The organism is Streptomyces xanthii, assembly GCF_014621695.1.
Classification (GTDB): domain Bacteria; phylum Actinomycetota; class Actinomycetes; order Streptomycetales; family Streptomycetaceae; genus Streptomyces; species Streptomyces xanthii.
In genome coordinates this window covers 3,160,919-3,186,330 of record NZ_CP061281.1, presented here as the reverse complement: position 1 = coordinate 3,186,330, position 25,412 = coordinate 3,160,919, and the positions used below count along the sequence as shown (strand labels likewise).

37 protein-coding genes are annotated in these 25,412 nt (G+C 68.8%); 32 read left to right on the top strand and 5 right to left on the bottom strand.

Annotated elements, in window-relative coordinates:
• The first annotated feature begins 264 nt into the window (after positions 1–264).
• On the top strand, positions 265–942 hold the full coding sequence (locus IAG42_RS14325) for a PepSY domain-containing protein (RefSeq protein WP_223206002.1): 678 nt from the start codon (positions 265–267) through the stop codon (positions 940–942).
• Between the two features lie 42 nt (positions 943–984).
• Here IAG42_RS14325 and IAG42_RS14320 read toward each other — a convergent pair whose 3' ends face one another.
• From IAG42_RS14320 to IAG42_RS14310, 3 genes are all read right to left on the bottom strand, one after another.
• Entirely contained in the window at positions 985–1,443 is a 459-nt protein-coding gene (locus IAG42_RS14320) for an SsgA family sporulation/cell division regulator (protein ID WP_188337383.1), read from the bottom strand.
• 235 nt (positions 1,444–1,678) lie between these two features.
• The gene (locus IAG42_RS14315; protein WP_223206001.1) at positions 1,679–2,485 is read right to left on the bottom strand and encodes a hypothetical protein; all 807 of its coding nucleotides are present in this window, start codon (positions 2,483–2,485) and stop codon (positions 1,679–1,681) included.
• A gap of 47 nt (positions 2,486–2,532) precedes the next feature.
• Entirely contained in the window at positions 2,533–4,086 is a 1,554-nt protein-coding gene (locus tag IAG42_RS14310) for an ADP-ribosylglycohydrolase family protein (protein ID WP_317453316.1), read from the bottom strand.
• Positions 4,087–4,293: 207 nt separating this feature from the next.
• Here IAG42_RS14310 and IAG42_RS14305 point away from each other — a divergent pair, with 207 nt between their 5' ends.
• Positions 4,294–5,445, top strand: a complete 1,152-nt coding sequence (locus tag IAG42_RS14305; protein ID WP_188337382.1) for an FAD-dependent monooxygenase — start codon at positions 4,294–4,296, stop codon at positions 5,443–5,445.
• Positions 5,446–5,593: 148 nt separating this feature from the next.
• Here IAG42_RS14305 and IAG42_RS14300 read toward each other — a convergent pair whose 3' ends face one another.
• Positions 5,594–7,834 (bottom strand): SpoIIE family protein phosphatase, encoded by a 2,241-nt coding sequence (locus IAG42_RS14300; protein ID WP_188337381.1) that lies wholly within the window; start codon positions 7,832–7,834, stop codon positions 5,594–5,596.
• Positions 7,835–8,400: 566 nt separating this feature from the next.
• On the opposite strand from IAG42_RS14300, the gene rpsJ reads away from it, so the two are divergent.
• The 30 genes from rpsJ to rplQ all read left to right on the top strand — a co-directional run bounded on the left by rpsJ (position 8,401) and on the right by rplQ (position 24,855).
• Complete coding sequence (gene rpsJ, locus IAG42_RS14295; RefSeq protein ID WP_003948644.1) at positions 8,401–8,709, top strand: 30S ribosomal protein S10; 309 nt, start codon at positions 8,401–8,403, stop codon at positions 8,707–8,709.
• Positions 8,710–8,726: 17 nt separating this feature from the next.
• Positions 8,727–9,371 carry a 50S ribosomal protein L3 gene (gene rplC / locus IAG42_RS14290; RefSeq protein WP_188337380.1) on the top strand — a complete coding sequence of 215 codons (645 nt, stop codon included), beginning with the start codon at positions 8,727–8,729 and terminating at the stop codon, positions 9,369–9,371.
• A gap of 8 nt (positions 9,372–9,379) precedes the next feature.
• Positions 9,380–10,033 carry a 50S ribosomal protein L4 gene (gene rplD, locus IAG42_RS14285; RefSeq protein WP_188337379.1) on the top strand — a complete coding sequence of 218 codons (654 nt, stop codon included), beginning with the start codon at positions 9,380–9,382 and terminating at the stop codon, positions 10,031–10,033.
• A complete protein-coding gene (gene rplW, locus IAG42_RS14280; RefSeq protein ID WP_161304260.1) occupies positions 10,033–10,452 on the top strand; it encodes a 50S ribosomal protein L23 in 420 nt (139 codons plus the stop codon). The genes rplD and rplW overlap by 1 nt, the downstream gene beginning before the upstream one ends.
• A gap of 39 nt (positions 10,453–10,491) precedes the next feature.
• On the top strand, positions 10,492–11,328 hold the full coding sequence (gene rplB / locus IAG42_RS14275; protein WP_161304259.1) for a 50S ribosomal protein L2: 837 nt from the start codon (positions 10,492–10,494) through the stop codon (positions 11,326–11,328).
• A 12-nt stretch (positions 11,329–11,340) separates the two neighbouring features.
• Positions 11,341–11,622 carry a 30S ribosomal protein S19 gene (gene rpsS, locus IAG42_RS14270; RefSeq protein ID WP_030782571.1) on the top strand — a complete coding sequence of 94 codons (282 nt, stop codon included), beginning with the start codon at positions 11,341–11,343 and terminating at the stop codon, positions 11,620–11,622.
• A 41-nt stretch (positions 11,623–11,663) separates the two neighbouring features.
• Positions 11,664–12,011, top strand: coding sequence for a 50S ribosomal protein L22 (rplV, locus tag IAG42_RS14265; protein WP_009327087.1), 348 nt, complete (start codon positions 11,664–11,666; stop codon positions 12,009–12,011).
• On the top strand, positions 12,011–12,847 hold the full coding sequence (gene rpsC / locus IAG42_RS14260) for a 30S ribosomal protein S3 (protein WP_161304258.1): 837 nt from the start codon (positions 12,011–12,013) through the stop codon (positions 12,845–12,847). Before rplV ends, rpsC begins: the two co-directional genes overlap by 1 nt.
• Before the next feature lie 5 nt (positions 12,848–12,852).
• Positions 12,853–13,272, top strand: coding sequence for a 50S ribosomal protein L16 (rplP, locus tag IAG42_RS14255; protein ID WP_055553500.1), 420 nt, complete (start codon positions 12,853–12,855; stop codon positions 13,270–13,272).
• On the top strand, positions 13,272–13,496 hold the full coding sequence (gene rpmC, locus IAG42_RS14250) for a 50S ribosomal protein L29 (protein ID WP_059079052.1): 225 nt from the start codon (positions 13,272–13,274) through the stop codon (positions 13,494–13,496). The genes rplP and rpmC overlap by 1 nt, the downstream gene beginning before the upstream one ends.
• Positions 13,496–13,780, top strand: coding sequence for a 30S ribosomal protein S17 (gene rpsQ / locus IAG42_RS14245; protein WP_111663851.1), 285 nt, complete (start codon positions 13,496–13,498; stop codon positions 13,778–13,780). Before rpmC ends, rpsQ begins: the two co-directional genes overlap by 1 nt.
• Positions 13,781–13,958: 178 nt before the next feature.
• Entirely contained in the window at positions 13,959–14,327 is a 369-nt protein-coding gene (gene rplN, locus IAG42_RS14240; protein WP_003998823.1) for a 50S ribosomal protein L14, read from the top strand.
• A gap of 2 nt (positions 14,328–14,329) precedes the next feature.
• Positions 14,330–14,653: a 50S ribosomal protein L24 gene (gene rplX / locus IAG42_RS14235; RefSeq protein ID WP_030685463.1), complete on the top strand. Its 324-nt coding sequence runs from the start codon at positions 14,330–14,332 to the stop codon at positions 14,651–14,653.
• Positions 14,653–15,210: a 50S ribosomal protein L5 gene (gene rplE, locus IAG42_RS14230; RefSeq protein ID WP_161304257.1), complete on the top strand. Its 558-nt coding sequence runs from the start codon at positions 14,653–14,655 to the stop codon at positions 15,208–15,210. The genes rplX and rplE overlap by 1 nt, the downstream gene beginning before the upstream one ends.
• Before the next feature lie 5 nt (positions 15,211–15,215).
• On the top strand, positions 15,216–15,401 hold the full coding sequence (locus tag IAG42_RS14225) for a type Z 30S ribosomal protein S14 (protein WP_003956452.1): 186 nt from the start codon (positions 15,216–15,218) through the stop codon (positions 15,399–15,401).
• 209 nt (positions 15,402–15,610) lie between these two features.
• Entirely contained in the window at positions 15,611–16,009 is a 399-nt protein-coding gene (gene rpsH, locus IAG42_RS14220) for a 30S ribosomal protein S8 (protein ID WP_188337378.1), read from the top strand.
• Between the two features lie 24 nt (positions 16,010–16,033).
• On the top strand, positions 16,034–16,573 hold the full coding sequence (rplF, locus tag IAG42_RS14215) for a 50S ribosomal protein L6 (protein ID WP_188337377.1): 540 nt from the start codon (positions 16,034–16,036) through the stop codon (positions 16,571–16,573).
• Between the two features lie 3 nt (positions 16,574–16,576).
• Positions 16,577–16,960, top strand: a complete 384-nt coding sequence (rplR, locus tag IAG42_RS14210; protein WP_188337376.1) for a 50S ribosomal protein L18 — start codon at positions 16,577–16,579, stop codon at positions 16,958–16,960.
• Positions 16,961–17,001: 41 nt separating this feature from the next.
• The gene (gene rpsE / locus IAG42_RS14205) at positions 17,002–17,607 is read left to right on the top strand and encodes a 30S ribosomal protein S5 (RefSeq protein ID WP_016645168.1); all 606 of its coding nucleotides are present in this window, start codon (positions 17,002–17,004) and stop codon (positions 17,605–17,607) included.
• Positions 17,607–17,786, top strand: coding sequence for a 50S ribosomal protein L30 (rpmD, locus tag IAG42_RS14200; protein WP_052580766.1), 180 nt, complete (start codon positions 17,607–17,609; stop codon positions 17,784–17,786). The genes rpsE and rpmD overlap by 1 nt, the downstream gene beginning before the upstream one ends.
• 2 nt (positions 17,787–17,788) lie before the next feature.
• Positions 17,789–18,244 carry a 50S ribosomal protein L15 gene (gene rplO, locus IAG42_RS14195; protein WP_111663854.1) on the top strand — a complete coding sequence of 152 codons (456 nt, stop codon included), beginning with the start codon at positions 17,789–17,791 and terminating at the stop codon, positions 18,242–18,244.
• Between the two features lie 235 nt (positions 18,245–18,479).
• Positions 18,480–19,793 carry a preprotein translocase subunit SecY gene (gene secY, locus IAG42_RS14190; RefSeq protein WP_188337375.1) on the top strand — a complete coding sequence of 438 codons (1,314 nt, stop codon included), beginning with the start codon at positions 18,480–18,482 and terminating at the stop codon, positions 19,791–19,793.
• A complete protein-coding gene (locus tag IAG42_RS14185; RefSeq protein ID WP_188337374.1) occupies positions 19,793–20,440 on the top strand; it encodes an adenylate kinase in 648 nt (215 codons plus the stop codon). The genes secY and IAG42_RS14185 overlap by 1 nt, the downstream gene beginning before the upstream one ends.
• Before the next feature lie 113 nt (positions 20,441–20,553).
• Complete coding sequence (gene map, locus IAG42_RS14180; RefSeq protein ID WP_188337373.1) at positions 20,554–21,390, top strand: type I methionyl aminopeptidase; 837 nt, start codon at positions 20,554–20,556, stop codon at positions 21,388–21,390.
• Between the two features lie 207 nt (positions 21,391–21,597).
• Positions 21,598–21,819 carry a translation initiation factor IF-1 gene (gene infA, locus IAG42_RS14175; RefSeq protein WP_003948620.1) on the top strand — a complete coding sequence of 74 codons (222 nt, stop codon included), beginning with the start codon at positions 21,598–21,600 and terminating at the stop codon, positions 21,817–21,819.
• Positions 21,820–21,878: 59 nt separating this feature from the next.
• Positions 21,879–21,992 (top strand): 50S ribosomal protein L36, encoded by a 114-nt coding sequence (gene rpmJ, locus IAG42_RS14170; RefSeq protein WP_003974245.1) that lies wholly within the window; start codon positions 21,879–21,881, stop codon positions 21,990–21,992.
• A 214-nt stretch (positions 21,993–22,206) separates the two neighbouring features.
• Positions 22,207–22,587, top strand: a complete 381-nt coding sequence (gene rpsM, locus IAG42_RS14165; protein WP_161304251.1) for a 30S ribosomal protein S13 — start codon at positions 22,207–22,209, stop codon at positions 22,585–22,587.
• Between the two features lie 66 nt (positions 22,588–22,653).
• On the top strand, positions 22,654–23,058 hold the full coding sequence (rpsK, locus tag IAG42_RS14160; protein WP_003948617.1) for a 30S ribosomal protein S11: 405 nt from the start codon (positions 22,654–22,656) through the stop codon (positions 23,056–23,058).
• A 162-nt stretch (positions 23,059–23,220) separates the two neighbouring features.
• Complete coding sequence (locus tag IAG42_RS14155) at positions 23,221–24,243, top strand: DNA-directed RNA polymerase subunit alpha (protein ID WP_003966937.1); 1,023 nt, start codon at positions 23,221–23,223, stop codon at positions 24,241–24,243.
• Between the two features lie 114 nt (positions 24,244–24,357).
• Complete coding sequence (gene rplQ / locus IAG42_RS14150; RefSeq protein WP_188337372.1) at positions 24,358–24,855, top strand: 50S ribosomal protein L17; 498 nt, start codon at positions 24,358–24,360, stop codon at positions 24,853–24,855.
• A 79-nt stretch (positions 24,856–24,934) separates the two neighbouring features.
• Here the strand turns inward: rplQ and IAG42_RS14145 are convergent, their stop codons facing one another.
• On the bottom strand, positions 24,935–25,351 hold the full coding sequence (locus IAG42_RS14145) for a peptidoglycan-binding domain-containing protein (protein ID WP_188337371.1): 417 nt from the start codon (positions 25,349–25,351) through the stop codon (positions 24,935–24,937).
• Positions 25,352–25,412: the final 61 nt, after the last annotated feature.

The window sequence follows — 25,412 nt, the reverse complement described above, 5'->3', positions numbered from 1 at the left end:
GCTCGGCAGGGGGCGCGGGTTCCATGCGCGTACATGTTCCGTTCACCCGGACGGGCGGCGGCGGGGGCCGACACGGACGGCCCAGTGCCCGGATGCCGTGAGCGGGGCGGGCTGCGAGGATCGGTGGGTCCGCGCCGTGCGTCACGCGCGGGGCCGCCGGGACGGTGGTGCGCGGACGTCTCGATGTGGGGGGTGGACCGAGCGCCGGAGCGAGGGAGTTCCCCGGTGCCCCAGCCCGAAAGGCCTGCCATGCACTCTGCACCCGTGAAGCGGAGCAACCGCCTCGCCCGAGGGCGTGCCGTCGGCGTCCTGTGCGCCGTCGCCGCGTCGCTGTCCTTGCTGAGCGCCTGTTCGTCGGACGACGGGGACGACACCTCTTCGGGTACGAAGCAGGCGGACCGCGCGGCCGAGCAGGCGGCCGCGACCGCTTCCGCGTCTGCCTCGCCGCGGCTGAGCGAGGATCAGGCCGAGCGCAGGAAGCTGATCACCGCGACGAAGGTCGACTGGGACAAGGCGGCCATGACCGCCGAGAAGGAGGTCTCCGGCGGCAAGCTCCTGGAGATCGAGCTGGGCGACGACGACCAGGGGAATCCGGAGTGGGACGCGGAGGTCGTCGCGTCGGACGGCACGAGCACCGACGTACGGATCGACGGCGTCACCGGCAAGGTCACGAAGTCCGAGAAGGACAAGGACCAGGACGCGGGTGACAAGAAGGAGAACACCGACAAGCTCGCGGCGGCCGAGATCACGTCGATGAAGGCGGCCGAGACGGCCACGGACCGGAAGAAGGGCACGGTCACGTCGGTCGGCCTCGACGACTCCGACGGCGGGCCGACGGTCTGGGCGGTGGACGTGGTCACGCCGGCGACGTGGGTCAAGACGACCTTCGACATCGACGCCGGCAACGGCAAGGTGCTGCACGAGAACATCGACCGGGACTGAGCGGTCGAAGAGCGGGGCCGGGTCCCTCGGCCCCGCGGCCGGTCAGGCGTGGCCGTCGCCGTCGCCCAGGATGCGGGCGAGTTCGCGGTCGAGGGCCATCTCGGTCGGCTCGGTGCCGAAGGGCTGGAGCGCGTGGCTGCGCTCCAGGTACGTCATCAGGGCCGCGTGGCCGAGCCGGATCAGCGTCTCGGTGCCCCGTCCCGCGCCCTGCTCCTGCACGCGGATCGTCACGTGGGCCGGCTCGTCGGGGTTCTGCCCGGGCAGAACCGATACGGCTCCGATGCCGACCGCGCCGCCTAACCCCGCCGTCAGCAGATCGCGGGAGATCACCCACCGGGAGCTCGTCCTCGGGCTCGCGGCGGTGCCGGGCGACACCGTCAGCGTCACGACGAACGGATCGTCGGCCTCGTACCGCAGCAGCACCGCGCAAGGGTGCCGCTCCGCGCCCTGAGTGATCGATCCGCTCGTCCACGCCTCCAGCCCCGCGCCGGTCCTGCTCATCTCGGGGATCATCGAGTCCACGCCCTCTCGTACATGCATATGTAGTCGCGCCATCGCAGAACGTAATTGACGCGGAGTCAACACGGATGGCATATGCCGAACGAGCACATCTCCTGCGGAATCTTCACGTGCTGCACACAGGGTGTTCGGAAGATCACGGAGGGTTTCAGATGCTTGCGAGGCAGGTCGAGCTGATCCCGACCTGCCGTGAGTCGGCCTCGGTCGGTGGGCGGGGTCAGTCGCCGTCGGTGATCTGGAACAGGTAGATCAGGTGGCTGTTGTCGTCCGGCATCGCGTTGATGTCGTCCGACGGCACGTCGGTGCGGAAGTAGAACTGCGGGGCCTTCGGGCCGCCGAGGGCGTTCTTGTCCTGCAGGTCCATGAGGTGCTTGACGAACGTGTTCGCGTCCGGGGTCTTGGTGCCCAGGTCCTGTGCGAGCTGTCCGCCGACGACGACCTTCAGGTGCGTGTCGTCGGTCAGCACGTCCGTGGCGGCGCCGGTCGCGCTGCTGGGCGTGAACGTGGGGCCGTCGGCGTCGCACCGGTAGGAGCCCAGGACGAGGCCGAGCATGGTCGGGCTCTCGCCTCCCGCGCTGACCGACTCGATCGCGCCGTACGGGCCCTGGCCGTCGTGGTCGCAGACCGAACCGGCCGGCGGGGTCTGGCGGTCGGCCAGGTCCCAGCCGCCGTTCCCGGCATCGCCGGGGCCGCCGGAGATCGTGGGGTCGGGGGAGGACGGTACCGGGGACGAGGCCGGCGCCGACGGGGAGTCCGGGGTCGACGGCGGCGTCGACTGCGCGGTCGTGGGGGACGCGCTCGTCGGGCCGTCGGCCGAGCCCTCCGAGTCGCCCGGGCCGCAGGCCGACAGGGCCAGGGCCGCGGCGGCGGCCACCCCCAGGACGTACAGCTTCCTGCTCGTTCGGTTCGCGTAGGCGCGCATGGTCGGACCCCCGTGGTCGATGTCGTGCGGTGCGAGGGGATCGTGCCCGGGGAGGGTGTCGTTCCGTACGTGCCGGGGCGGATCGTTACGGCTTGCGGACATCGGTGTGGCATTTCCGCAGGAAGCCCCCGCCGGGCCGCAGCCACCCGTCAGCTACGGTCCCAGGCCCCGCTGAGCACCCGCACCCGCTCCCCGTACTCGATCGCCTCCGTCCACTCCCGCGGCCAGCGGTCCGCCCCGCGCCCCGCCCCCGCGAACGCCCCGGCCAGCGCCGCCGTCGCCGCCGAGGCCCCGGACGTGTGCGCGGCGCGGCGGATCGTGTTGCGGGGATGTGCGTCGGTGACGAGGCAGGCGTAGAGCGCGCCCGCGAGGACGATGTCGGCCGTCCAGGCACCGCCGACGGCCCGCGCCGGCTCCCGGTCCCGTTCCGCGGGGGCCAGCGCCGCGCCCACCGCGTCCAGCGCCACGAGGCACTCGTCCCATCCGCGCTCCGCGTACGCTGCCGGGCTGTCCGCCCCCGCGCGCTCGGCAAGGTCGCCGAGCCACTCCGCCCGGTACGTACGGCGGGACGCGGCCGCGTGGGCGCGCAGCCGGTCCAGGAGGGCGCCGGGTTCGCAGCCGTGGGCCAGGAGGTGCACCGCGTGCGCGGCCAGATCACTCGCGGCGAGCGCGGTCGGGTGGCCGTGTGTCAGCGCGGCCTGCGCCTGCGCGATGCCGGAGCGCTGCTCGGCGCTCAGGTACGGGGCGAGCCCGACGGCCGCCGCCCGCACGACCGCGCCGCAGCCCTTGGACTCCAGGGCGGTCGCCGCCTGCCAGGGGTTGCCCGGGTCACGCAGCGCCGTACAGGCGTCGACGGTGGTGCGGCCGGCGCCGCGGTCGTTGTCCGGCGAGGCGAGCCAGCGCACCAGATGCGTGCGCAGCGCGGTGGCGACGGCGGGCGGCGTCACCCACGGCGGCGCGGGCAGCGCCCCGCGCGTGGTGAGGCTGTGCCGGGCCTCGGCCTCCGTCTGGGGCGGGCGGACGGCGGTCTCGGCGAGGGCCTCGGCGACGGCGAGGGCCAGCTGGGTCTGGTCCGACACCCGGGCCCGCGGCACCGCCGCCTGCCGGGGGTCGCCCGGAGTCCCCGACTCGCCGTCGTGCCAGGGGAGTTCCATCGCGGTCCACTCGCCGTACGCGGACCGGATGCCGTCCAGGGGGAGCGCGGAGAGCGGGCGGCCCATCGCGTCGCCGAGGGCGAGCCCGTACAGGGCGCCGGCGGCGGCGTCGCGCACCCGGTCGCGCGGGACGTCCGCCAGCGCGTACAGGGCGTCGACGTGCGGCGCCCACGCGATCGAACTGCCGATCACGTGCGCCCCGGAGGGCGTGGCCCCGTCGTCGAGCAGACGGCGCAGGGCCTCGCCCGGGGTGCGGCCCGCCGCCTTGGAGTCGCGCAGCCGCAGCGCCCACGTGCCGTCGCCCGCGGCCTTCTCACCGGCATCCCGGCGCACGATCCAGCCCGCCGCGTCGTCCTCGTCGTTCGCCCACACGTACCCGGTGACCGTGCCCTGCCCGTCGGCGACGGCGCCGTACCGCACGGGCCGTTCGGTGCGCGAGGCGTAGCGCGGGGGGCTGCTCACGGCGTTGAACTGCAGGTCTTCCTCGAACCGCGGATTGATGTACGCGCGCGGCACGAAACGCGGGCCCGGACCGGCCGGCTGACTCACGACGATGTTCCCCTCTGACGATCCACGTTGATCTGGGCCTCCATCCCATCACGCGGCCCCGCGAGGAGAACCTGTGCCGATGTTGCGGGGGTTGCCCGCAGACCGCCCCGCGAGGCTGATTAACATGCCGCGTCACAGGCCGGCGAGGTCCGACCACCCGTCAGTCCCCGTCCGCGTCACGGAACTTGACCCCAGGAGTCACCCGGCATGACGGCAGCACCCGCACCAGCGACCGCCCTTCGCGTCCTGATCCACGGCGGCGGCATCGGCGGCCTCACCCTCGCCACGGCCCTGGCCCGCCGCGGCCACACCGTCGAGGTCGCGGAACTGCGCGAAGAGCTCGACGCGCTCGGCGTCGGCATCATCCAGCCGACCAACGCGCTGCACGTCATGCGCGAGATCGGCGTCCTCGACGCGTGCCTCGCGGCCGGCTTCGCGTGGGACACCCTGACCATCGCCGACCCGGCCGGGACCACGCTCGCCGCGATACCCCAGCCCCGCATGGCCGACGCCCCCGCCGCCAATGGCATCCCGCGCCCCGCCCTCGCCCGGATCCTCGCCGACGCGGCCCGCGCCGCCGGAGCCCGGCTGCGCCTCGGCACGACGATCACCGAGCTGAAGGACGACGGCACCGGAGTCGACGTCACCCTCTCCGACGGCGGCCAGTCCCGCCACGACCTCGTCGTCGGCTTCGACGGCATCGGCTCCCCGCTGCGCACCCGGCTCTACGGGGACACGTACGCCCCCGAGTACACGGGCTTCGCCAACTGGCGGGTCACCGTGCCGCGCCCGCCCGAGGTGCGCGGCGTCGTCATGGGCACGGCCGGACCGGAGGCGAAGGCGCTGCTCACACCGATCACCGGGGAACTCATGTACCTGGGCGCGGTGTTCGCCGAGAAGGAGGACTTCCGGCCCGCCCCGGAGCGAGCCCACGAGCAGCTCGCCGCACGCCTGCGCATGTTCTCGGGGCCGGTCGCCGACGCGCTCGCCGCCGTCACCGACCCGTCGGCGGTCGTGTACTCGCGGATCTCCCAGGTGAGCGTCGAGGAGCCCTGGCACGTGGGCCGCGTCGTCCTCGCCGGGGACGCCGCGCACGCCTCCACCCCGCACCTCGCACAGGGTGCGGCCATGGCGGTCGAGGACGCGCTGGTCCTCGCCGAGGCGCTGGACGCCGAGGCCGGCGTCCCCGAGGCGCTCACCGCCTGGGAGGCGCGGCGCCGCCCGCGCGCCATGTGGGTGCAGGCCCTGTCCCGCGCGGTGCTGCGCCAGGAGACCGGCACCCCGACGACCCCCGAGGAGGACGAGCTCCTCAAGGTCGGCGTCCCGGGCGCCGCCCACGTCCTGGCCCAGCCGTACTAGCGCCCGCGGCACCGCCCACGTCCTGACACAGCCGGGCCACACCGGGCGTAACGCCGAGTACATCCACTACGAGGCCTTGCGCCCGGCCCGCCCCGGGCTGGTCGCAGGACGTCGCGCCGACGCCCCCCGGCCGAGCCCGGAAAAGGGCTCAGGCCGCCGGTGTCAGGGCGACGATCGCGATGTCGTCGCCCAGGTGGTGCGTCCAGTTCCGTACGTCGTCCGCGAGCCGTCCGACGAGCGCGTCGGGCGGCCCGTCCGCGCCGTCGGCCAGCCGGTCGATGAGCGGATAGAACTCGCCGCTCGCGTTCCGCGCCTCGCTCAGCCCGTCCGTGTAGGCGACCAGCGTCGTCGTGTCGTCCAGCGAGACCCGGTGGGCGTCGACCGCGCCGAGCGTGCCGAAGCCGAGCGGCAGGTGCACGGGCCCCTCGATCTCCTCGGCGCGCGAGCGGCCCACGGCGACCGGCCCCGGGTGACCGCAGTTGATCACTTCCAGGTGTGGGGCCCCGGCACCGTGCTGGATCAGCAGCGCGGTCGCGAACAGCTCCTCGTCCCCGCGCGCCTCGGCCGCCCGCAGCACCTGCCGGTCGAGCCGCGCCGCGAGCTCCCCGAGGTCCTCGGTCTCGTAGGCCTGACTGCGGAAACAGCCCAGCAGGTCCGTCACCGTCTGCACCGCCTGCAGCCCCTTGCCGCGCACGTCGCCGATGAGCACCCGGGTGCCGTACGGGGTGTGCAGGGCCTCCAGGAAGTCGCCGCCGATGCCGGTGTCGGCGGTCGCCGGCTCGTACAGGCCCGCGAGGCGCAGCCGGCCGAGCGTGCCCGGGATGGGGTGGAGCACGGCGCGCAGCAGCGCGCCCGCCGTCTCCTGGGAGCGGGTGAGCCGCTCCGTGAGCCGGCCCCGCGACCAGGCGATGGCGCCGGCCGCCGCGCCGACGCCGAGCGCGACGAGCATCTCCACGGACTGGCCGGTCTGCGCCTTCGCCACCAGGTACTGCAGGACGGACGTCGAGGCCACGACGAGCGCGACCACGGGCCGGCCGAGCAGCAGCGCGGCCGCGGCGACCACGATCGTGGCGACCCACAGCATCTGCCCCGCGGTGACCGCCGCCTGCGCGGGCGACGCGCCCGCGCTGTACGGCATCGTCTGCGCCGCGGCCGCGCCGAACAGGATCGCGCCCGGCAGCAGCGCGATCGTGCCGCCGAGGTCGGTGTGCGGGACCGCGGTGAGGAAGCCCGCCATGCGCGGGGCCAGCGCCAGCATGATGCCGAACCCGATCACGGCGACGACGGCGCAGCCACTGAGCAGCGACGCCCCGCCGTGGCTCAGCAGCGTGTGCAGCAGCGCGAGCCCGATCGCGGCGAGCGGCAGGCCCAGGGAGCAGCCCGTGACGGGGGAGAGGGCGCGCCGCCGGACCACCAGCAGACTGCCCGCGGCGCCGCCCGCCCCGAACAGCGAGAGCGCGAGCGCGCCCGCCGCCGGCGAACCGCCCGAGGCGATCATCAGCGTCGGTACGGCCACCGCGAGGACGGTCTGGGTGAAGCCCAGGGTGACCCCGGCGACCAGCACCGGGACCCCGAGCCGCGCGGGCAGCGAGGTGCGCCCGCTGCGGGTCAGGGCGCGCAGCCGGGCGAGCACCGCCACGACCGCGGCCGCGCCCAGCACCCCGCCCACGCGCGGATCGGCCCAGCCCCACAGCGGCGCGAGCTGCAGCCCGGCCGCCGCCAGCGCCCCGGCCACGGTCCAACAGCCGGTCGTCACCGGGTCGTTGAGCGGCCGCCGCGCCTCGGGCCGCCCGTCGTCGGGCAGCCGGTGCCGTACGAGGAGCAGCGCGCCGGCGGCCGCGACGGCGAGGGCCGCCATCGTCGGGCGCCAGCCGGCGGCGGAGGTGACGTGCGGCGCGACGTTCACGGCGACGATGAAGCCGGTGGACATGGCCGCGAGCCAGCATCCGGTCACCCGGCGCACCCGCCCCGGCATGTACACGCTGGCGAGATAGGCGAGGCAGGCCACGAAGACGGCGGCGAGCGCGGCGGCCATGACGATGCGGGCCAGCACATACACCCACCCGGTGAAGGCGACCGCGAGCAGCGCGCAGGCCCCGGACAGCACGGCCAGCGCCCGCAGCAGCACCCGGCGCCGGCCCACGACGTCGCAGGCCCGCCCGGCCGCGACCAGTGTGAGCAGCGTGACCGACACCCCGACCACCCGCGCGACGGCCTCGTGCCCGGGTCCGAGCCCGAGATCGGCCCGCACGAGCGGGGCGGCGGCCGCGTCGAGCACGGGCGCGATGACGTAGAACGCGGCGACGGCGGCCAGCAGGAGCCCCGGCACCCGCAACCGCTCGCCCTTGCTCCGGGCCACGACACCCGTCCCCTGGGCGTGGTCGAACACTCGGGCCTCCCTGGCAGTCCCCCCGTGGACAACTCCGACCACCAGGGTCGCGGGGGGTGCCAGTGCCAGGTAAGTGCTAAAAGTCCCACTTATGCCCGAATGGCGCCTTCTGTCCGAGTCCGGTTCGCGCGGGGCGCGCCGCCGGGCGGGGCCGGTTTGACCTCGGTCACACACCGGGTACTCTCTTCGGCTCGATTGGCCCCGGAGGTGCCCCGTATGGCAGACTGTCGGGGTTGCTCGGTTGAGTGCCGATGCTGCGCGCCTCCCGCCGGGAGGACCGGAAGCGAGTCCCACAGTACTCGTCGCCTTATCTGCCGCCTGCGGCAGCGCTGGGGCGGACGTACGGGAATCTTCCGGGAAGTTCAGCGCGGGACTCCACCAGGCGCCTGGTGGGTTTCTTCCCCCCAGCTCGTGCGGCCCTGGGCCGCGGTTCCTGTAGCAGGGAAATCCGTACGGATATTTCTGTCAGCGACACCGCGACACGCCCGACCGCGTGGGTCGGAGGAAGTGTGAAACAGGGCCCCCAGGAGCCAGAGCGTTTCGAGACGAAGGACTACTAAGTAGCCATGGCGGGACAGAAGATCCGCATCCGGCTCAAGGCCTACGACCACGAGGTCATCGACTCCTCGGCGAAGAAGATCGTCGAGACGGTGACGCGTACTGGTGCGTCGGTCGCGGGCCCGGTGCCGCTGCCTACCGAGAAGAACGTGTACTGCGTCATCAAGTCGCCGCACAAGTACAAGGACTCGCGCGAGCACTTCGAGATGCGCACGCACAAGCGCCTGATCGACATTCTCGACCCGACCCCCAAGACCGTTGACTCTCTGATGCGACTCGACCTCCCGGCCGGTGTCGACATCGAGATCAAGCTCTAAGGGCTGGTGATCTGAGAATGGCTAAGCAGATCAAGGGCATCCTGGGCGAGAAGCTCGGCATGACGCAGGTGTGGGACGAGAACAACCGTGTTGTTCCGGTCACCGTCGTCAAGGCCGGCCCGAACGTCGTGACCCAGGTCCGTACGAACGACGTCGACGGCTACGAGTCGGTCCAGATCGCCTTCGGCGAGATCGACCCGCGCAAGGTGAACAAGCCCCTCAAGGGCCACTTCGCCAAGGCCGACGTCACCCCCCGTCGCCACCTCGTCGAGATCCGTACCTCGGACGCCTCCGAGTACACCCTCGGCCAGGAGATCACGGCCGAGACCTTCGAGGCCGGCGTCAAGGTCGACGTCACCGGCAAGAGCAAGGGCAAGGGCTTCGCCGGTGTCATGAAGCGTCACAACTTCGCCGGTGGCAAGGCATCTCACGGTGCCCACCGCGTGCACCGCAAGCCGGGCTCGATCGGTGGCTGCGCCACCCCCGGCCGTGTGTTCAAGGGCCTCCGCATGGCGGGCCGTATGGGCAACGAGCGGGTCACCACCCAGAACCTGACCGTCCACGCCGTTGACGCGGAGAAGGGTCTGCTGCTCATCAAGGGCGCGGTTCCCGGTCCGAACGGCGGCCTCGTCCTGGTCCGCACTGCGGCCAAGGGGGCCTGAGGTAACCGATGAGCACTGTTGACATCCTTTCGCCGGCGGGCGACAAGGCCGGGTCCGTCGAGCTCCCCGCGGAGATCTTCGACGTAGAGAAGATCAGCGTTCCGCTGCTTCACCAGGTCGTCGTCGCGCAGCTGGCCGCTGCCCGTCAGGGCACGCACAAGACCAAGACCCGTGGCGAAGTCCGTGGTGGTGGCAAGAAGCCGTACCGCCAGAAGGGCACCGGCCGCGCCCGTCAGGGTTCGACCCGCGCCCCGCAGTTCGCCGGTGGTGGCGTCGTGCACGGTCCCGTGCCGCGTGACTACTCGCAGCGGACCCCGAAGAAGATGAAGGCCGCGGCCCTGCGCCACGCCCTCACCGACCGGGCCCGCAACGCTCGCATCCACGTCGTCTCCGGCGTGGTCGAGGGCGAGGTCTCCACGAAGGCCGCCAAGTCGCTGTTCGGCAAGATCTCGGAGCGCAAGAACCTGCTCCTGGTCGCCGAGCGCTCCGACGAGGCCGCGTGGCTCTCCGCCCGCAACCTGCCCCAGGTCCACATCCTGGAGCCGGGCCAGCTGAACACGTACGACGTTCTCGTCTCGGACGACGTGGTCTTCACCCAGGCCGCTTTCGAGTCCTTCGTGTCTGGCCCCAAGGCCGCTGACACCGAAGGGAGCGAGGCCTGATGGCTACGCGTCACCCGAGCATCGCCTCGAAGGCCGCCAAGGCCGCCAAGGCCGCGCGCGTCGCTAAGGCGAAGCGCATCGCCACCGAGGGCAAGATCGCTGTCGAGCCCACGCCGCTGAGCAAGAGCTACACGGACCCCCGTGACGTTCTCGTTCGTCCGGTCGTCTCGGAGAAGTCGTACGCCCTGCTCGACGAGAACAAGTACACGTTCATCGTCGACCCGCGTGCCAACAAGACCCAGATCAAGCAGGCCGTCGAGGCGGTCTTCTCGGTCAAGGTCTCCGGGGTCAACACGATCAACCGTCAGGGCAAGCGCAAGCGGACCCGCACCGGCTTCGGCCAGCGTGCGAACACCAAGCGCGCGATCGTGACCCTCGTTGAGGGCGACCGTATCGACATCTTCGGCCAGGCCTCCTAACGGAGCGCCCTGGTCCGAATATCGGACGAGGACTGAGAAATGGGAATCCGCAAGTACAAGCCGACTACGCCGGGCCGTCGTGGCTCCAGCGTCGCCGACTTCGTCGAGGTCACGCGGTCCACGCCGGAGAAGTCGCTGGTCCGCCCCCTGCACAGCAAGGGCGGCCGTAACAACTCCGGTCGCGTGACGGTCCGCCACCAGGGTGGTGGCCACAAGCGCGCCTACCGCGTGATCGACTTCCGTCGTCACGACAAGGACGGCGTGCCGGCGAAGGTCGCTCACATCGAGTACGACCCCAACCGCACCGCGCGTATCGCTCTCCTGCACTACGCGGACGGCGAGAAGCGCTACATCCTGGCCCCCCGTGGGCTGGCCCAGGGTGCCGTGGTCGAGAACGGCCCGGCGGCCGACATCAAGCCCGGCAACAACCTGGCGCTGCGCAACATCCCGGTCGGTACCACGATCCACGCGATCGAGCTCCGTCCCGGCGGTGGCGCCAAGTTCGCCCGCTCCGCGGGTGCCTCCGTGCAGCTGCTCGCGAAGGAGGGCTCGATGGCCCACCTCCGCATGCCCTCCGGTGAGATCCGCCTGGTCGACGTGCGCTGCCGCGCCACCGTCGGCGAGGTCGGCAACGCCGAGCAGTCGAACATCAACTGGGGCAAGGCCGGCCGCATGCGCTGGAAGGGCGTCCGCCCGACCGTGCGTGGTGTCGTCATGAACCCGGTCGACCACCCGCACGGTGGTGGTGAAGGCAAGACCTCCGGTGGTCGCCACCCGGTCTCGCCGTGGGGCAAGAAGGAGGGTCGTACTCGTGATCGCAACAAGGCGAGCAACAAGTACATCGTCCGCCGCCGCAAGTCGAACAAGAAGCGCTAGGAGCGGGTTTAGATGCCGCGCAGTCTCAAGAAGGGGCCCTTCGTCGACGACCACCTCGTGAAGAAGGTGGACGCCCAGAACGAAGCAGGCACCAAGAACGTCATCAAGACCTGGTCCCGGCGCTCGATGATCATCCCCAGCATGCTGGGGCACACGATCGCGGTGCACAACGGCAAGACCCACATCCCGGTGTTCGTCACCGAGTCGATGGTCGGCCACAAGCTCGGTGAGTTTTCGCCGACCCGCACCTTCCGCGGCCACGTCAAGGACGACCGCAAGTCGAAGCGCCGCTAAGCGGGGTGTGAACGACTATGACGAACATTGAAGGGACAACCATGGAAGCCAGGGCCCAGGCGCGGTACATCCGCGTCACGCCCATGAAGGCCCGCCGCGTGGTGGACCTCATCCGTGGCATGGACGCCACGGAGGCTCAGGCGGTCCTGCGTTTCGCCCCGCAGGCCGCGAGCGTGCCGGTCGGCAAGGTGCTGGACAGCGCCATCGCCAACGCCGCGCACAACTACGACCACACCGACGCGTCGTCGCTGTTCATCAGCGAGGCGTACGTGGATGAGGGCCCGACCCTGAAGCGGTTCCGTCCGCGTGCCCAGGGCCGTGCCTACCGGATCCGTAAGCGGACCAGCCACATCACCGTGGTCGTCAGCAGCAAGGAAGGAACCCGGTAATGGGCCAGAAGGTAAACCCGCACGGGTTCCGGCTCGGTGTCACGACCGACTTCAAGTCGCGTTGGTACGCCGACAAGCTGTACAAGGACTACGTCAAGGAAGACGTCGCCATCCGTCGGATGATGACGTCCGGCATGGAGCGCGCCGGCATCTCGAAGGTTGAGATCGAGCGCACCCGTGACCGCGTGCGGGTGGACATCCACACCGCTCGTCCCGGCATCGTCATCGGCCGCCGTGGCGCCGAGGCCGACCGCATCCGCGGTGACCTCGAGAAGCTCACGGGCAAGCAGGTCCAGCTGAACATCCTCGAGGTCAAGAACCCCGAGACGGACGCTCAGCTCGTGGCCCAGGCCGTCGCGGAGCAGCTGTCCTCCCGCGTCTCCTTCCGTCGCGCCATGCGTAAGAGCATGCAGTCGGCGATGAAGGCGGGCGCCAAGGGCATCAAGATCCAGTGTGGCGGTCGTCTCGGCGGTGCCGAGATGTCCCGTTCGGAGTTCTACCGCGAGGGCCGTGTGCCCCTGCACACGCTCCGCGCCAACGTGGACTACGGCTTCTTCGAGGCCAAGACGACCTTCGGCCGCATCGGCGTGAAGGTCTGGATCTACAAGGGCGATGTCAAGAACATCGCCGAGGTCCGCGCCGAGAACGCCGCTGCCCGCGCCGGCAACCGCCCGGCCCGTGGTGGCAACGACCGCCCGGCCCGTGGTGGCCGTGGTGGCGAGCGTGGCGGTCGCGGTCGCAAGCCGCAGCAGCAGTCCGCGCCGGCTGCCGAGGCCCCCAAGGCCGACGCTCCCGCCGCCGCTCCCGCTGCTGAGAGCACCGGAACGGAGGCCTGACCGAAATGCTGATCCCCCGTAGGGTCAAGCACCGCAAGCAGCACCACCCGAAGCGCAGCGGTATGTCCAAGGGTGGCACGCAGGTTGCGTTCGGCGAGTACGGCATCCAGGCGCTCACCCCGGCCTACGTGACGAACCGTCAGATCGAGGCCGCTCGTATCGCCATGACGCGTCACATCAAGCGTGGCGGCAAGGTCTGGATCAACATCTACCCGGACCGTCCCCTCACCAAGAAGCCTGCCGAGACCCGCATGGGTTCCGGTAAGGGTTCGCCGGAGTGGTGGATCGCCAACGTCAAGCCCGGGCGCGTGATGTTCGAGCTGTCGTACCCCAACGAGAAGATCGCGCGTGAAGCCCTGACTCGTGCGGCCCACAAGCTGCCGATGAAGTGCAAGATCGTTAAGCGCGAAGCAGGTGAGGCGTGATGTCGGCCGGGACCAAGGCGTCCGAGCTGCGCGAGCTGGGCAACGAGGAGCTTCTCAACAAGCTCCGCGAGGCCAAGGAAGAGCTGTTCAACCTCCGCTTCCAGGCGGCGACCGGTCAGCTCGAGAACCACGGCCGGCTCAAGGCCGTCCGCAAGGACATCGCGCGGATCTACACCCTCATGCGTGAGCGCGAGCTGGGCATCGAGACGGTGGAGAACGCCTGATGAGCGAGAAGACTGTGACTGAAGAGACCGCCGCCCGCGGCTTCCGCAAGACCCGCGAGGGTCTTGTCGTCAGCGACAAGATGGACAAGACCGTCGTCGTCGCCGTCGAGGACCGCGTCAAGCACGCCCTGTACGGCAAGGTCATCCGCCGTACGAACAAGCTCAAGGCGCACGACGAGCAGAACGCCGCGGGTGTCGGCGACCGTGTCCTCCTCATGGAGACCCGGCCGCTGTCCGCGACGAAGCGCTGGCGCGTCGTCGAGATCCTGGAGAAGGCGAAGTAATCAAGCGGGAGCACTCGCTCCCGCTGCCCCTCGCCCCGGTTTTCCTCGGGGCGCGGGTCTTCCACCAGGACAGTAAGTAATTCCTGCGGGCAACCCCGCAGGACAGTTCCGCCAGGCTCGGTGGGGGATTCCTCCGGGAACCCCCCGCCGGGAACCGGCAGACGATCAGGAGATAGACGTGATCCAGCAGGAGTCGCGACTTCGCGTCGCCGACAACACTGGTGCCAAGGAGATCCTTTGCATCCGTGTTCTCGGTGGCTCGGGTCGCCGCTACGCGGGCATCGGTGACGTCATCGTCGCCACCGTCAAGGACGCGATCCCCGGCGGCAACGTGAAGAAGGGTGACGTCGTCAAGGCCGTCATCGTTCGCACCGTCAAGGAGCGCCGCCGTCCGGACGGCTCGTACATCCGCTTCGACGAGAACGCCGCCGTCATTCTGAAGAACGACGGCGACCCTCGCGGCACCCGTATCTTCGGCCCCGTGGGCCGTGAGCTGCGCGAGAAGAAGTTCATGAAGATCATCTCGCTCGCGCCGGAGGTGCTGTAAGCATGAAGATCAAGAAGGGCGACCTGGTCCAGGTCATCACCGGTAAGGACAAGGGCAAGCAGGGCAAGGTCATTGCCGCTTACCCGCGCGAGGAGCGCGTCCTGGTCGAGGGTGTCAACCGGGTCAAGAAGCACACCAAGGCCGGTCCCACGGCTTCCGGCTCGCAGGCCGGCGGCATCGTGACCACCGAGGCGCCGGTGCACGTCTCCAACGTCCAGCTGGTCGTTGAGAAGGACGGCAACAAGGTCGTCACGCGTGTCGGCTACCGCTTCGACGACGAGGGCAACAAGATCCGCGTTGCCAAGCGGACGGGTGAGGACATCTGATGACGACCACCACCAATCCGCGTCTGAAGCAGAAGTACCGCGACGAGATCAAGGGCAAGCTGCAGGAGGAGTTCTCGTACGAGAACGTCATGCAGATCCCCGGTCTGGTCAAGATCGTGGTCAACATGGGTGTGGGTGACGCCGCGCGTGACTCGAAGCTCATGGACGGTGCCGTCCGCGACCTGACCACCATCACGGGTCAGAAGCCGGCCATCACCAAGGCCCGCAAGTCCATCGCGCAGTTCAAGCTGCGTGAGGGCCAGCCGATCGGTGCCCACGTCACGCTCCGTGGCGACCGCATGTGGGAGTTCCTGGACCGCACCCTGTCGCTCGCGCTTCCGCGCATCCGCGACTTCCGTGGTCTGTCCCCCAAGCAGTTCGACGGCCGTGGCAACTACACCTTCGGTCTGACCGAGCAGGTCATGTTCCACGAGATCGACCAGGACAAGATCGACCGCGTCCGGGGTATGGACATCACCGTGGTCACCACGGCGACCAACGACGCTGAGGGCCGCGCGCTCCTTCGTCACCTCGGCTTCCCGTTCAAGGAGGCGTGAGCGAGATGGCGAAGAAGGCCCTTATCGCGAAGGCTGCCCGCAAGCCCAAGTTCGGCGTGCGCGCGTACACCCGCTGCCAGCGCTGCGGTCGTCCGCACTCCGTCTACCGCAAGTTCGGCCTGTGCCGCGTGTGCCTTCGTGAGATGGCTCACCGTGGCGAGCTGCCGGGCGTGACCAAGAGCTCCTGGTAATCCCCTAGTTGGGATTATCCGGATCTCTCGGTAAGCACAAGGGTCGGCAGAGCACCGGCTCCCCATGGCTTAGGCTTGTGGGGTTGGGCTCTGTCGCCCTGACCGACTTACTACGCCGTAGGTCCCCGCGCCGCACCCGTCCCGCCCCTGTGTGGGGAGAGGGATGGCGCATACAGGAAACCCCGGCGAGAGAGGCCGAAGGCCAATTCATGACCATGACTGATCCGATCGCAGACATGCTGACGCGTCTGCGTAACGCGAACTCGGCGTACCACGACACCGTGGCTATGCCGCACAGCAAGATCAAGTCGCACATCGCCGAGATCCTCCAGCAGGAGGGTTTCATCACCGGCTGGAAGGTCGAGGACGCCGAGGTCGGCAAGAACCTCGTCCTCGAGCTGAAGTTCGGCCCGAACCGTGAGCGTTCGATCGCCGGCATCAAGCGCATCTCCAAGCCGGGTCTGCGCGTTTACGCGAAGTCCACCAACCTGCCGAAGGTCCTCGGCGGCCTTGGCGTGGCGATCATCTCCACGTCGCACGGTCTCCTGACCGGCCAGCAGGCGCAGAAGAAGGGCGTGGGTGGGGAAGTCCTCGCCTACGTCTGGTAGCGGAAGGGAACGGAGGAAACAGCTATGTCGCGTATTGGCAAGCTCCCCATCACGGTTCCCGCCGGCGTGGACGTCACCATCGACGGCCAGACGGTCACGGTCAAGGGCTCCAAGGGCACCCTGACCCACACCGTCGTGGCGCCGATCGAGATCGCCAAGGGTGAGGACGGCGTTCTGAACGTCACCCGCCCGAACGACGAGCGTCAGAACAAGGCCCTGCACGGCCTGTCCCGCACGCTGGTGGCGAACATGATCACCGGCGTGACCCAGGGTTACGTGAAGAAGCTCGAGATCAGCGGTGTCGGTTACCGCGTCCTGGCGAAGGGCTCCAACCTGGAGTTCTCGCTCGGCTACAGCCACACGATCCTGATCGAGGCGCCCGAGGGCATCTCCTTCAAGGTCGAGTCGCCGACCAAGTTCTCGGTCGAGGGCATCGACAAGCAGAAGGTCGGCGAGGTTGCGGCCAACATCCGCAAGCTGCGCAAGCCCGACCCGTACAAGGCCAAGGGCGTCAAGTACGAAGGCGAAGTCATCCGCCGCAAGGTCGGAAAGGCGGGTAAGTAAGCCATGGCATACGGTCAGAAGATTGCTAAGGGCGACGCTTACAAGCGTGCTGCCATCAAGCGTCGCCACATCCGTATCCGTAAGCACATCTCGGGTACGGCTGAGCGTCCGCGTCTGGTCGTGACGCGCTCGAACCGCAACATCGTCGCGCAGGTCATCGACGACGTGAAGGGTCACACCCTCGCGTCGGCCTCGACCCTGGACGCTTCGATCCGTGGCGGCGAGGGCGACAAGTCCGCGCAGGCCAAGTCCGTCGGTGCCCTGGTCGCTGAGCGCGCCAAGGCCGCCGGTGTCGAGGCCGTCGTGTTCGACCGTGGTGGTAACCAGTACGCCGGGCGCATCGCCGCCCTGGCGGACGCCGCCCGCGAAGCCGGCCTGAAGTTCTGAGCCGGTTCCGTAGCTAGCGGAAACAGAGAGAGGTAATTCCAATGGCTGGACCCCAGCGCCGCGGTGGCGGTGCCGGTGGCGGCGAGCGGCGGGACCGGAAGGGTCGCGACGGTGGCGCTGCTGCCGCCGAGAAGACCGCGTACGTTGAGCGCGTTGTCGCGATCAACCGCGTCGCCAAGGTTGTGAAGGGTGGTCGTCGCTTCAGCTTCACTGCGCTCGTCGTAGTGGGCGACGGTGACGGCACCGTGGGTGTCGGTTACGGCAAGGCCAAGGAGGTGCCGGCCGCCATCGCCAAGGGTGTTGAGGAGGCCAAGAAGCACTTCTTCAAGGTCCCCCGTATCCAGGGCACCATCCCCCACCCGATCCAGGGTGAGAAGGCTGCCGGCGTCGTGCTGCTCAAGCCCGCGTCCCCGGGTACCGGTGTTATCGCCGGTGGTCCGGTGCGCGCCGTGCTCGAGTGCGCCGGCGTTCACGACATCCTGTCGAAGTCGCTCGGCTCCGACAACGCGATCAACATCGTGCACGCGACCGTGGCGGCCCTCAAGGGCCTGCAGCGTCCCGAGGAGATCGCGGCTCGCCGTGGTCTGCCGCTCGAGGACGTCGCCCCCGCGGCTCTTCTCCGTGCGCGTGCCGGGGCTGGTGCGTAATGGCGCAGCTCAAGATCACGCAGGTGAAGTCGTACATCGGCAGCAAGCAGAACCACCGTGACACCCTGCGCTCCCTTGGTCTCAAGGGCATCAACACGCAGGTCGTCAAGGAGGACCGCCCCGAGTTCCGCGGCATGGTGCACACCGTCCGCCACCTCGTGACGGTTGAGGAGGTCTGATCATGGCGGAGAACAACCCGCTGAAGATCCACAACCTCCGTCCGGCCCCCGGCGCCAAGACCGCCAAGACCCGTGTCGGTCGTGGTGAGGCGTCGAAGGGTAAGACGGCCGGTCGTGGTACCAAGGGCACGAAGGCCCGTTACCAGGTTCCGGAGCGCTTCGAGGGTGGCCAGATGCCCCTCCACATGCGTCTCCCGAAGCTGAAGGGCTTCAAGAACCCCTTCAAGGTCGAGTTCCAGGTCGTGAACCTGGACAAGCTCGCCTCGCTGTACCCCGAGGGTGGCGAAGTCACCGTCGAGGGTCTGGTGGAGAAGGGTGCTGTCCGCAAGAACAGCCTCGTCAAGGTCCTCGGCCAGGGCGAGATCACCGTGGCGCTGCAGGTGACGGTCGACGCCGTCTCCGGCTCCGCCAAGGAGAAGATCACCGCCGCCGGCGGTACGGTCACCGAGCTCGTCTGAACCCAGACACCGTCTCGATGACATGAACGATCCCGACCGGGGATACCCCACAAAAGGGGTATCCCCGGTTGGTCGTTCCTAGGGGGGCAGGTACGCCGGTAAGGTGGCCACCGCTGCTGATTTCCGGGTTGTTGTGTGCCCCCGGCACCAATCCCGGCCCTCGGCCGTTACGTATTCGTCGAATCCTCAAGACCGTCACCTCTGACGCACGCGCGCGGGGGTCGCAGGAGGCACCGTGCTCACCGCGTTCGCCCGGGCGTTCAAGACGCCCGACCTGCGCAAGAAGCTGCTCTTCACGCTGGGCATCGTCGTGATCTACCGGCTCGGGGCGCACATCCCCATCCCCGGTGTGGATTACTCGAACGTCCAGACGTGTATGGACGTGGCCAATTCCAGCACCGGCCTGTTCGGTCTGGTCAACATGTTCAGCGGTGGCGCTCTGCTGCAGATCACGGTCTTCGCGCTGGGCATCATGCCGTACATCACCGCGAGCATCATTCTGCAGCTGCTCACCGTGGTGATCCCGCGCCTGGAAGCCCTCAAGAAGGAGGGCCAGGCGGGTACGGCGAAGATCACCCAGTACACCCGTTATCTGACGGTGGCGCTCGCCATCCTCCAGGGCACCGGCCTCGTCGCCACGGCCCGCACCGGCGCGCTCTTCCAGGGCTGCCCCGTCGCCAGCCAGATCGTGCCCGACCAGTCGATCTTCATCACCATCACGATGGTCATCACGATGACCGCCGGCACCTGCGTGATGATGTGGCTCGGCGAGCTCATCACCGACCGCGGCATCGGCAACGGCATGTCGATCCTGATGTTCATCTCGATCGCCGCCACCTTCCCGTCCGCGCTGTGGGCCATCAAGCAGCAGGGCTCCCTGGCCGACGGCTGGATCGAGTTCGGCACCGTCATCCTCGTCGGCCTCGTCATGGTCGGCCTGGTGGTCTTCGTCGAGCAGGCCCAGCGCCGCATTCCGGTGCAGTACGCGAAGCGCATGATCGGCCGCCGTTCCTACGGCGGTACGTCCACTTACATCCCGTTGAAGGTGAACCAGGCGGGTGTGATCCCTGTCATCTTCGCGTCGTCGCTGCTCTACATTCCGGCGCTCGTCGCGCAGTTCGCGGGCGGTGACTCGTCGTGGAAGGTGTGGATCGACGACCACCTGACCAAGGGAAATCACCCGATCTACATCGTTACGTACTTCCTGTTGATCGTGTTCTTCGCCTTCTTCTACGTGGCGATCTCGTTCAACCCCGAGGAAGTCGCGGACAACATGAAGAAGTATGGTGGCTTCATCCCGGGCATCCGGGCTGGCCGACCGACCGCTGAGTATCTCTCGTACGTGCTCAACCGGATCACCTGGCCGGGCTCGCTGTACTTGGGTCTGATCGCTCTTGTACCGACGATGGCGTTGGTTGGTTTCGGGGCAAACCAGAACTTCCCGTTCGGCGGCACCAGCATCCTGATCATCGTGGGTGTTGGTCTGGAAACGGTGAAGCAGATCGAGAGCCAGCTCCAGCAGCGCAATTACGAAGGGTTCCTCCGCTGATGCGAATCGTCCTCGTCGGGCCGCCTGGTGCAGGCAAGGGAACGCAGGCCGCGTTCCTTGCCAAGAACCTGTCGATCCCGCACATCTCCACGGGCGACCTCTTCCGTGCCAACATCAGCCAGGGCACGGAGCTGGGCAAGAAGGCCAAGTCCTACATGGACGCCGGCCAGCTCGTCCCGGACGAGGTCACCATCGGGATGGCCAAGGACCGCATGGAGCAGCCGGACGCCGTCAACGGCTTCCTGCTCGACGGCTTCCCGCGCAACGTCTCGCAGGCCGAGGCGCTCGACGTCGCCCTGCAGGCCGACGACGTGAAGCTGGACGCGGTCCTGGACCTCGAGGTCCCCGAGGACGAGGTGGTCAAGCGCATCGCCGGCCGCCGCATCTGCCGCAACGACTCGGCGCACGTGTTCCACGTCGAGTACAAGCAGCCCAAGACCGAGGGCGTCTGTGACGTCTGCGGTGGCGAGCTGTACCAGCGTGACGACGACCAGGAAGAGACCGTGCGCAAGCGGCTCGAGGTCTACCACACGCAGACCGAGCCGATCATCGGCTACTACCAGGCGCAGGGGCTCGTGAAGACGATCTCCGCGCTGGGCAAGGTGGACGAGGTCACGGCGAAGGCCATGGAGGCCCTCGGTCGCTGACCGGTTCCGCCCGGCACATCGCTTCACTCAGGCCGCGGTTCCCTTTCGAGGGGGCCGCGGCCTTAGTGTTGGTGGGTACTCCCTTACCGGTATGACGGAGAGCGCAGGCCCCCATGGTGCAGATCAAGACCCCCGAGCAGATTCGCAAGATGCGGGAGGCGGGGCTTGTCGTCGCGGCGATCCATGCCGCGACCCGGGAGGCGGCCGTTCCGGGCGCGACGACGCGGGACCTCGACGAGGTCGCCCGCAAGGTGATCGCGGAGCACGGCGCGAAGTCGAACTTCCTCGGGTACGGGGGCTTCCCCGCGACGATCTGCACCTCGAAGAACGAGGTCGTCGTCCACGGCATCCCGAGCGAGAACGTCGTCCTGGAGGACGGCGACATCATCTCCATCGACTGCGGCGCGATCGTCGACGGCTGGCACGGGGACGCCGCGTACACCGCGTTCGTGGGCTCCGGTCACGCTCCGGAGCTGCTCGAGCTCTCCCGGGTGACCGAGGAGTCGATGTGGGCCGGCATCGCCGCGATGAAGGCCGGCAACCGGCTCGTGGACATCTCCCGCGCCATCGAGACGTACATCCGCCGCCAGCCGAAGCCGGGCGGCGGCAAGTACGGGATCGTCGAGGACTACGGCGGCCACGGCATCGGCACCGAGATGCACATGGACCCGCACCTGCTGAACTACGTCGAGCGCCGCCGCGGCAAGGGCCCGAAGCTGGTCCCCGGCTTCTGCCTCGCGATCGAGCCGATGGTCTCGCTCGGCACCCCGAAGACCGAGGTCCTCGAGGACGACTGGACGGTCATCACGACGGACGGCACCTGGTCCTCGCACTGGGAGCACTCGGTCGCCCTGACCGAAGAGGGCCCCTTGGTCCTGACCTCCCCCGACGGCGGCAAGGCGAAGCTGGCGGAGATGGGCGTGACGGCGGCGCCGGATCCGTTGGCGTAGCTCAGTGGGACCCGGTCTCCCGGCGCTGTCGCGGATCGCTGTGGGCGGAGGCTTAGGGATCTTTGTGGTAGGGCAGAATTCCTGGATTCGTCTTTCCGGGGGTCCTGACGTAGACTGACTCGTCGGCTCTCGTGTATGCGCATGTCCGCAGGTCGGAACGCGGCAGACACGGAAGTCGATCAAGGTAGTCGATTCGAAGGGCGAAGCGTGGCCAAGAAGCAAGGTGCCATCGAGATCGAGGGCACTGTCGTCGAGTCTCTGCCGAACGCCATGTTCAAGGTCGAGCTCCAGAACGGCCACCAGGTCCTGGCACACATCAGCGGCAAGATGCGCATGCACTACATCCGCATCCTCCCTGACGACCGGGTCGTGGTGGAGCTGTCTCCGTACGACCTGACGCGTGGCCGGATCGTCTACCGGTACAAGTAGATCTTGCCCGAGTCCCGCACTCTGCGGGCCGCCGGCAACTGACCCGGAGAACCTCACCCATGAAGGTCAAGCCGAGCGTCAAGAAGATCTGCGACAAGTGCAGGGTGATCCGCCGTCACGGCCGGGTCATGGTGATCTGCGACAACCCGCGCCACAAGCAGCGCCAGGGCTGACGTAGACCCGTTCACTGCAGTTCGTTCGTAGATTTCGCGCGACGCAGCACATTCAGTAAATATGCAGGGCCCGCCGGCGCCGAGCACGTCTCGTCGTGGCGACACCCTCGGTCGGAGGCCGAGGACCCAGCTCGTACCAAATCTTTGAGCTCAAAGAGGACGGCGGCTGGGAGTGGTTCTGCTGCAGACCTCCGAGTATCAACAGGAGCCTTGAATGGCACGCCTTGAAGGTGTTGACCTCCCGCGCGACAAGCGCGTCGAGGTTGCCCTCACCTACGTGTTCGGCATCGGGCGTACGCGCGCCCAGCAGACGCTGGACGCCACCGGTGTGGACCGCAACGTCCGTGTTCGCGACCTGAGCGAGGAAGACCTCGTCAAGATCCGCGAGTACGTGGACCAGAACTACCAGACCGAGGGTGACCTCCGTCGCGAGATCCAGGCCGACATCCGCCGCAAGGTCGAGATCGGCTGCTACCAGGGTCTGCGCCACCGTCGTGGTCTGCCGGTCCGCGGTCAGCGCACCAGCACGAACGCCCGCACCCGCAAGGGCCCGCGTCGCGCCATCGCCGGTAAGAAGAAGCCGGGCAAGAAGTAGTCCTCAGCGGACGCTTGACCAAGCGGTCTTCGCTGTAGGACCGACCACCTCCCGTAGGAGATATAGATGCCCCCCAAGGGTCGTCAGGGCGCTGCCAAGAAGGTGCGCCGCAAGGAAAAGAAGAACGTCGCTCACGGCCACGCGCACATCAAGAGCACGTTCAACAACACGATCGTGTCCATCACGGACCCGACCGGCAACGTGATCTCGTGGGCCTCCGCCGGCCACGTCGGCTTCAAGGGTTCGCGCAAGTCGACCCCGTTCGCCGCGCAGATGGCCGCCGAGTCGGCCGCCCGCCGCGCGCAGGAGCACGGCATGCGCAAGGTCGACGTGTTCGTCAAGGGTCCCGGCTCCGGCCGTGAGACCGCGATCCGCTCCCTCCAGGCCACGGGCCTCGAGGTCGGTTCGATCCAGGACGTGACGCCCACGCCGCACAACGGCTGCCGTCCGCCCAAGCGTCGCCGCGTCTGACCCAGGTCAGCAGCGCAGGCCGCTTGGTCTGAGGTTTCCGGGCGGTACGGCTCTCGTCAGAGGCCGTGCCGCCCGTACCATTGCAGCTGTAGTACATATCGGGCTACCGCCCGGTGAGTCGGGCATCAAATAGTGGGTGCCCATGACTGAAGGATTCGCAGAATGCTGATTGCTCAGCGTCCCTCGTTGACCGAAGAGGTCGTCGACGAGTTCCGCTCCCGGTTCGTGATCGAGCCGCTGGAGCCGGGCTTCGGTTACACCCTCGGCAACTCCCTCCGCCGCACGCTCCTCTCGTCGATCCCCGGCGCTGCTGTCACCAGCATCCGCATCGACGGTGTCCTGCACGAGTTCACCACCGTGCCGGGCGTCAAGGAGGACGTCACCGACCTGATCCTCAACATCAAGCAGCTGGTCGTCTCCTCGGAGCACGACGAGCCGGTCGTGATGTACCTGCGCAAGCAGGGCCCGGGTCTGGTCACCGCCGCCGACATCGCGCCCCCGGCCGGTGTCGAGGTGCACAACCCCGACCTCGTCCTCGCCACGCTCAACGGCAAGGGCAAGCTGGAGATGGAGCTGACCGTCGAGCGCGGTCGCGGCTACGTCTCCGCCGTGCAGAACAAGCAGGTCGGTCAGGAGATCGGGCGCATCCCGGTCGACTCGATCTACTCGCCGGTTCTCAAGGTCACGTACAAGGTCGAGGCCACGCGTGTCGAGCAGCGCACCGACTTCGACAAGCTGATCGTCGACGTCGAGACCAAGCAGGCCATGCGCCCGCGTGACGCCATGGCGTCCGCCGGCAAGACCCTGGTCGAGCTGTTCGGTCTCGCCCGCGAGCTGAACATCGACGCCGAGGGCATCGACATGGGTCCGTCCCCGACGGACGCCGCCCTGGCCGCCGACCTGGCGCTGCCGATCGAGGAGCTCGAGCTCACCGTTCGGTCGTACAACTGCCTCAAGCGCGAGGGCATCCACTCCGTGGGTGAGCTCGTCGCCCGCTCCGAGGCGGACCTGCTCGACATCCGCAACTTCGGTGCGAAGTCGATCGACGAGGTCAAGGCCAAGCTCGCCGGCATGGGCCTCGCGCTCAAGGACTCGCCCCCCGGGTTCGACCCGACCGCCGCCGCGGACGCCTTCGGCGCCGACGACGACGCGGACGCGGGCTTCGTGGAGACCGAGCAGTACTGATCGGTCCCGCTTTCCGGGGGACGCTCGCGTCCCCCGGATCTCCGACAGGCAGCCGCCTGCTCGGACACTGACTCCGGTACCTGATACGGCCGGGGCAGACACCTAGGAGAAATCATGCCGAAGCCCGCCAAGGGTGCCCGTCTGGGCGGCAGCGCCGCGCACGAGAAGCTCCTCCTCGCGAACCTCGCGAAGAGCCTCTTCGAGCACGGCAAGATCACGACGACCGAGGCCAAGGCCCGTCGTCTGCGCCCGTACGCGGAGCGTCTGGTCACCAAGGCGAAGAAGGGCGACCTTCACAACCGCCGTCAGGTGCTCCAGGTCATCACGGACAAGAGCGTCGTCCACACGCTCTTCACCGAGATCGCCCCGCGCTACGAGAACCGTCCGGGTGGTTACACCCGCATCACCAAGATCGGTAACCGCCGTGGCGACAACGCGCCCATGGCTGTCATCGAGCTGGTCGAGGCCCTGACGGTCGCGCAGCAGGCCACCGGTGAGGCCGAGGCCGCCACCAAGCGTGCCGCCAAGGACGCTGAGGCTGCCGCTCCGGCCGCCGAGGTCGTCGAGGACGCCAAGCCGGCCGAGGCCGCCGAGGAGTCCAAGGACGCCTGATCGCGTTCTTGATGTGAAGCGGGCCCGTCCCCGGTATCTCCGGGGCGGGCCCGCTTTGCGTGCCGCCGGGGCCCGTGCGTCAGCGGCGGACGACCTTGTCGCAGCGGCCGAGCCAGTCGCGGTACTTCGCGGAGCCGTCCTTCGGGCCTTCGAGCAGGGTGTCGACGACCTTGTTGACGTCGTCGAACAGGGCGCGGCCGGTCGGGGCGCCCATCTCGCCGTCGCCGGCCAGACCGTGTTTGTGCTGGTAGCGGCCGACGGCGGCGCGGGTCTTGGCGTCGTAGTCGCCGTCGACGGTGACCCGCGGTTCCTGGAACCAGTTCACCGCCTGCTGCACACAGCGGGTCTCGGCTTCGGAGACGGTGGCGCGGGTCGGGTGCGCGCCGGCCCGGTCGTCGGAGTCGGAGCTCGAGTCCGAGCCGGTGCAGGCGGTCAGTCCGGCGGCGAGGACCGCGGTGGCGAGAGCCGCCGCGGCACGCGTGGTCCACTTGTTCATGGTTCCCCCTGGAGCAGGTGGTCGATCTTGGTCTGTGCAGGGGGACGCCCGGCCGCGCCGG

Bases quoted from the DNA above. Each gene is read 5' to 3' on its own strand.
- IAG42_RS14320 (WP_188337383.1), bottom strand. From the start codon at position 1,443: ATGAGCAGGACCGGCGCGGGGCTGGAGGCGTGGACGAGCGGATCGATC.
- IAG42_RS14315 (WP_223206001.1), bottom strand. From the start codon at position 2,485: ATGTCCGCAAGCCGTAACGATCCGCCCCGGCACGTACGGAACGACACC.
- IAG42_RS14305 (WP_188337382.1), top strand. From the start codon at position 4,294: ATGACGGCAGCACCCGCACCAGCGACCGCCCTTCGCGTCCTGATCCAC.
- rpsJ (WP_003948644.1), top strand. From the start codon at position 8,401: ATGGCGGGACAGAAGATCCGCATCCGGCTCAAGGCCTACGACCACGAG.
- rplC (WP_188337380.1), top strand. From the start codon at position 8,727: ATGGCTAAGCAGATCAAGGGCATCCTGGGCGAGAAGCTCGGCATGACG.
- rplD (WP_188337379.1), top strand. From the start codon at position 9,380: ATGAGCACTGTTGACATCCTTTCGCCGGCGGGCGACAAGGCCGGGTCC.
- rplW (WP_161304260.1), top strand. From the start codon at position 10,033: ATGGCTACGCGTCACCCGAGCATCGCCTCGAAGGCCGCCAAGGCCGCC.
- rplB (WP_161304259.1), top strand. From the start codon at position 10,492: ATGGGAATCCGCAAGTACAAGCCGACTACGCCGGGCCGTCGTGGCTCC.
- rpsS (WP_030782571.1), top strand. From the start codon at position 11,341: ATGCCGCGCAGTCTCAAGAAGGGGCCCTTCGTCGACGACCACCTCGTG.
- rplV (WP_009327087.1), top strand. From the start codon at position 11,664: ATGGAAGCCAGGGCCCAGGCGCGGTACATCCGCGTCACGCCCATGAAG.
- rpsC (WP_161304258.1), top strand. From the start codon at position 12,011: ATGGGCCAGAAGGTAAACCCGCACGGGTTCCGGCTCGGTGTCACGACC.
- rplP (WP_055553500.1), top strand. From the start codon at position 12,853: ATGCTGATCCCCCGTAGGGTCAAGCACCGCAAGCAGCACCACCCGAAG.
- rpmC (WP_059079052.1), top strand. From the start codon at position 13,272: ATGTCGGCCGGGACCAAGGCGTCCGAGCTGCGCGAGCTGGGCAACGAG.
- rpsQ (WP_111663851.1), top strand. From the start codon at position 13,496: ATGAGCGAGAAGACTGTGACTGAAGAGACCGCCGCCCGCGGCTTCCGC.
- rplX (WP_030685463.1), top strand. From the start codon at position 14,330: ATGAAGATCAAGAAGGGCGACCTGGTCCAGGTCATCACCGGTAAGGAC.
- rplE (WP_161304257.1), top strand. From the start codon at position 14,653: ATGACGACCACCACCAATCCGCGTCTGAAGCAGAAGTACCGCGACGAG.
- IAG42_RS14225 (WP_003956452.1), top strand. From the start codon at position 15,216: ATGGCGAAGAAGGCCCTTATCGCGAAGGCTGCCCGCAAGCCCAAGTTC.
- rpsH (WP_188337378.1), top strand. From the start codon at position 15,611: ATGACCATGACTGATCCGATCGCAGACATGCTGACGCGTCTGCGTAAC.
- rplF (WP_188337377.1), top strand. From the start codon at position 16,034: ATGTCGCGTATTGGCAAGCTCCCCATCACGGTTCCCGCCGGCGTGGAC.
- rplR (WP_188337376.1), top strand. From the start codon at position 16,577: ATGGCATACGGTCAGAAGATTGCTAAGGGCGACGCTTACAAGCGTGCT.
- rpsE (WP_016645168.1), top strand. From the start codon at position 17,002: ATGGCTGGACCCCAGCGCCGCGGTGGCGGTGCCGGTGGCGGCGAGCGG.
- rpmD (WP_052580766.1), top strand. From the start codon at position 17,607: ATGGCGCAGCTCAAGATCACGCAGGTGAAGTCGTACATCGGCAGCAAG.
- rplO (WP_111663854.1), top strand. From the start codon at position 17,789: ATGGCGGAGAACAACCCGCTGAAGATCCACAACCTCCGTCCGGCCCCC.
- IAG42_RS14185 (WP_188337374.1), top strand. From the start codon at position 19,793: ATGCGAATCGTCCTCGTCGGGCCGCCTGGTGCAGGCAAGGGAACGCAG.
- map (WP_188337373.1), top strand. From the start codon at position 20,554: ATGGTGCAGATCAAGACCCCCGAGCAGATTCGCAAGATGCGGGAGGCG.
- rpmJ (WP_003974245.1), top strand. From the start codon at position 21,879: ATGAAGGTCAAGCCGAGCGTCAAGAAGATCTGCGACAAGTGCAGGGTG.
- rpsM (WP_161304251.1), top strand. From the start codon at position 22,207: ATGGCACGCCTTGAAGGTGTTGACCTCCCGCGCGACAAGCGCGTCGAG.
- rpsK (WP_003948617.1), top strand. From the start codon at position 22,654: ATGCCCCCCAAGGGTCGTCAGGGCGCTGCCAAGAAGGTGCGCCGCAAG.
- IAG42_RS14155 (WP_003966937.1), top strand. From the start codon at position 23,221: ATGCTGATTGCTCAGCGTCCCTCGTTGACCGAAGAGGTCGTCGACGAG.
- rplQ (WP_188337372.1), top strand. From the start codon at position 24,358: ATGCCGAAGCCCGCCAAGGGTGCCCGTCTGGGCGGCAGCGCCGCGCAC.
- IAG42_RS14145 (WP_188337371.1), bottom strand. From the start codon at position 25,351: ATGAACAAGTGGACCACGCGTGCCGCGGCGGCTCTCGCCACCGCGGTC.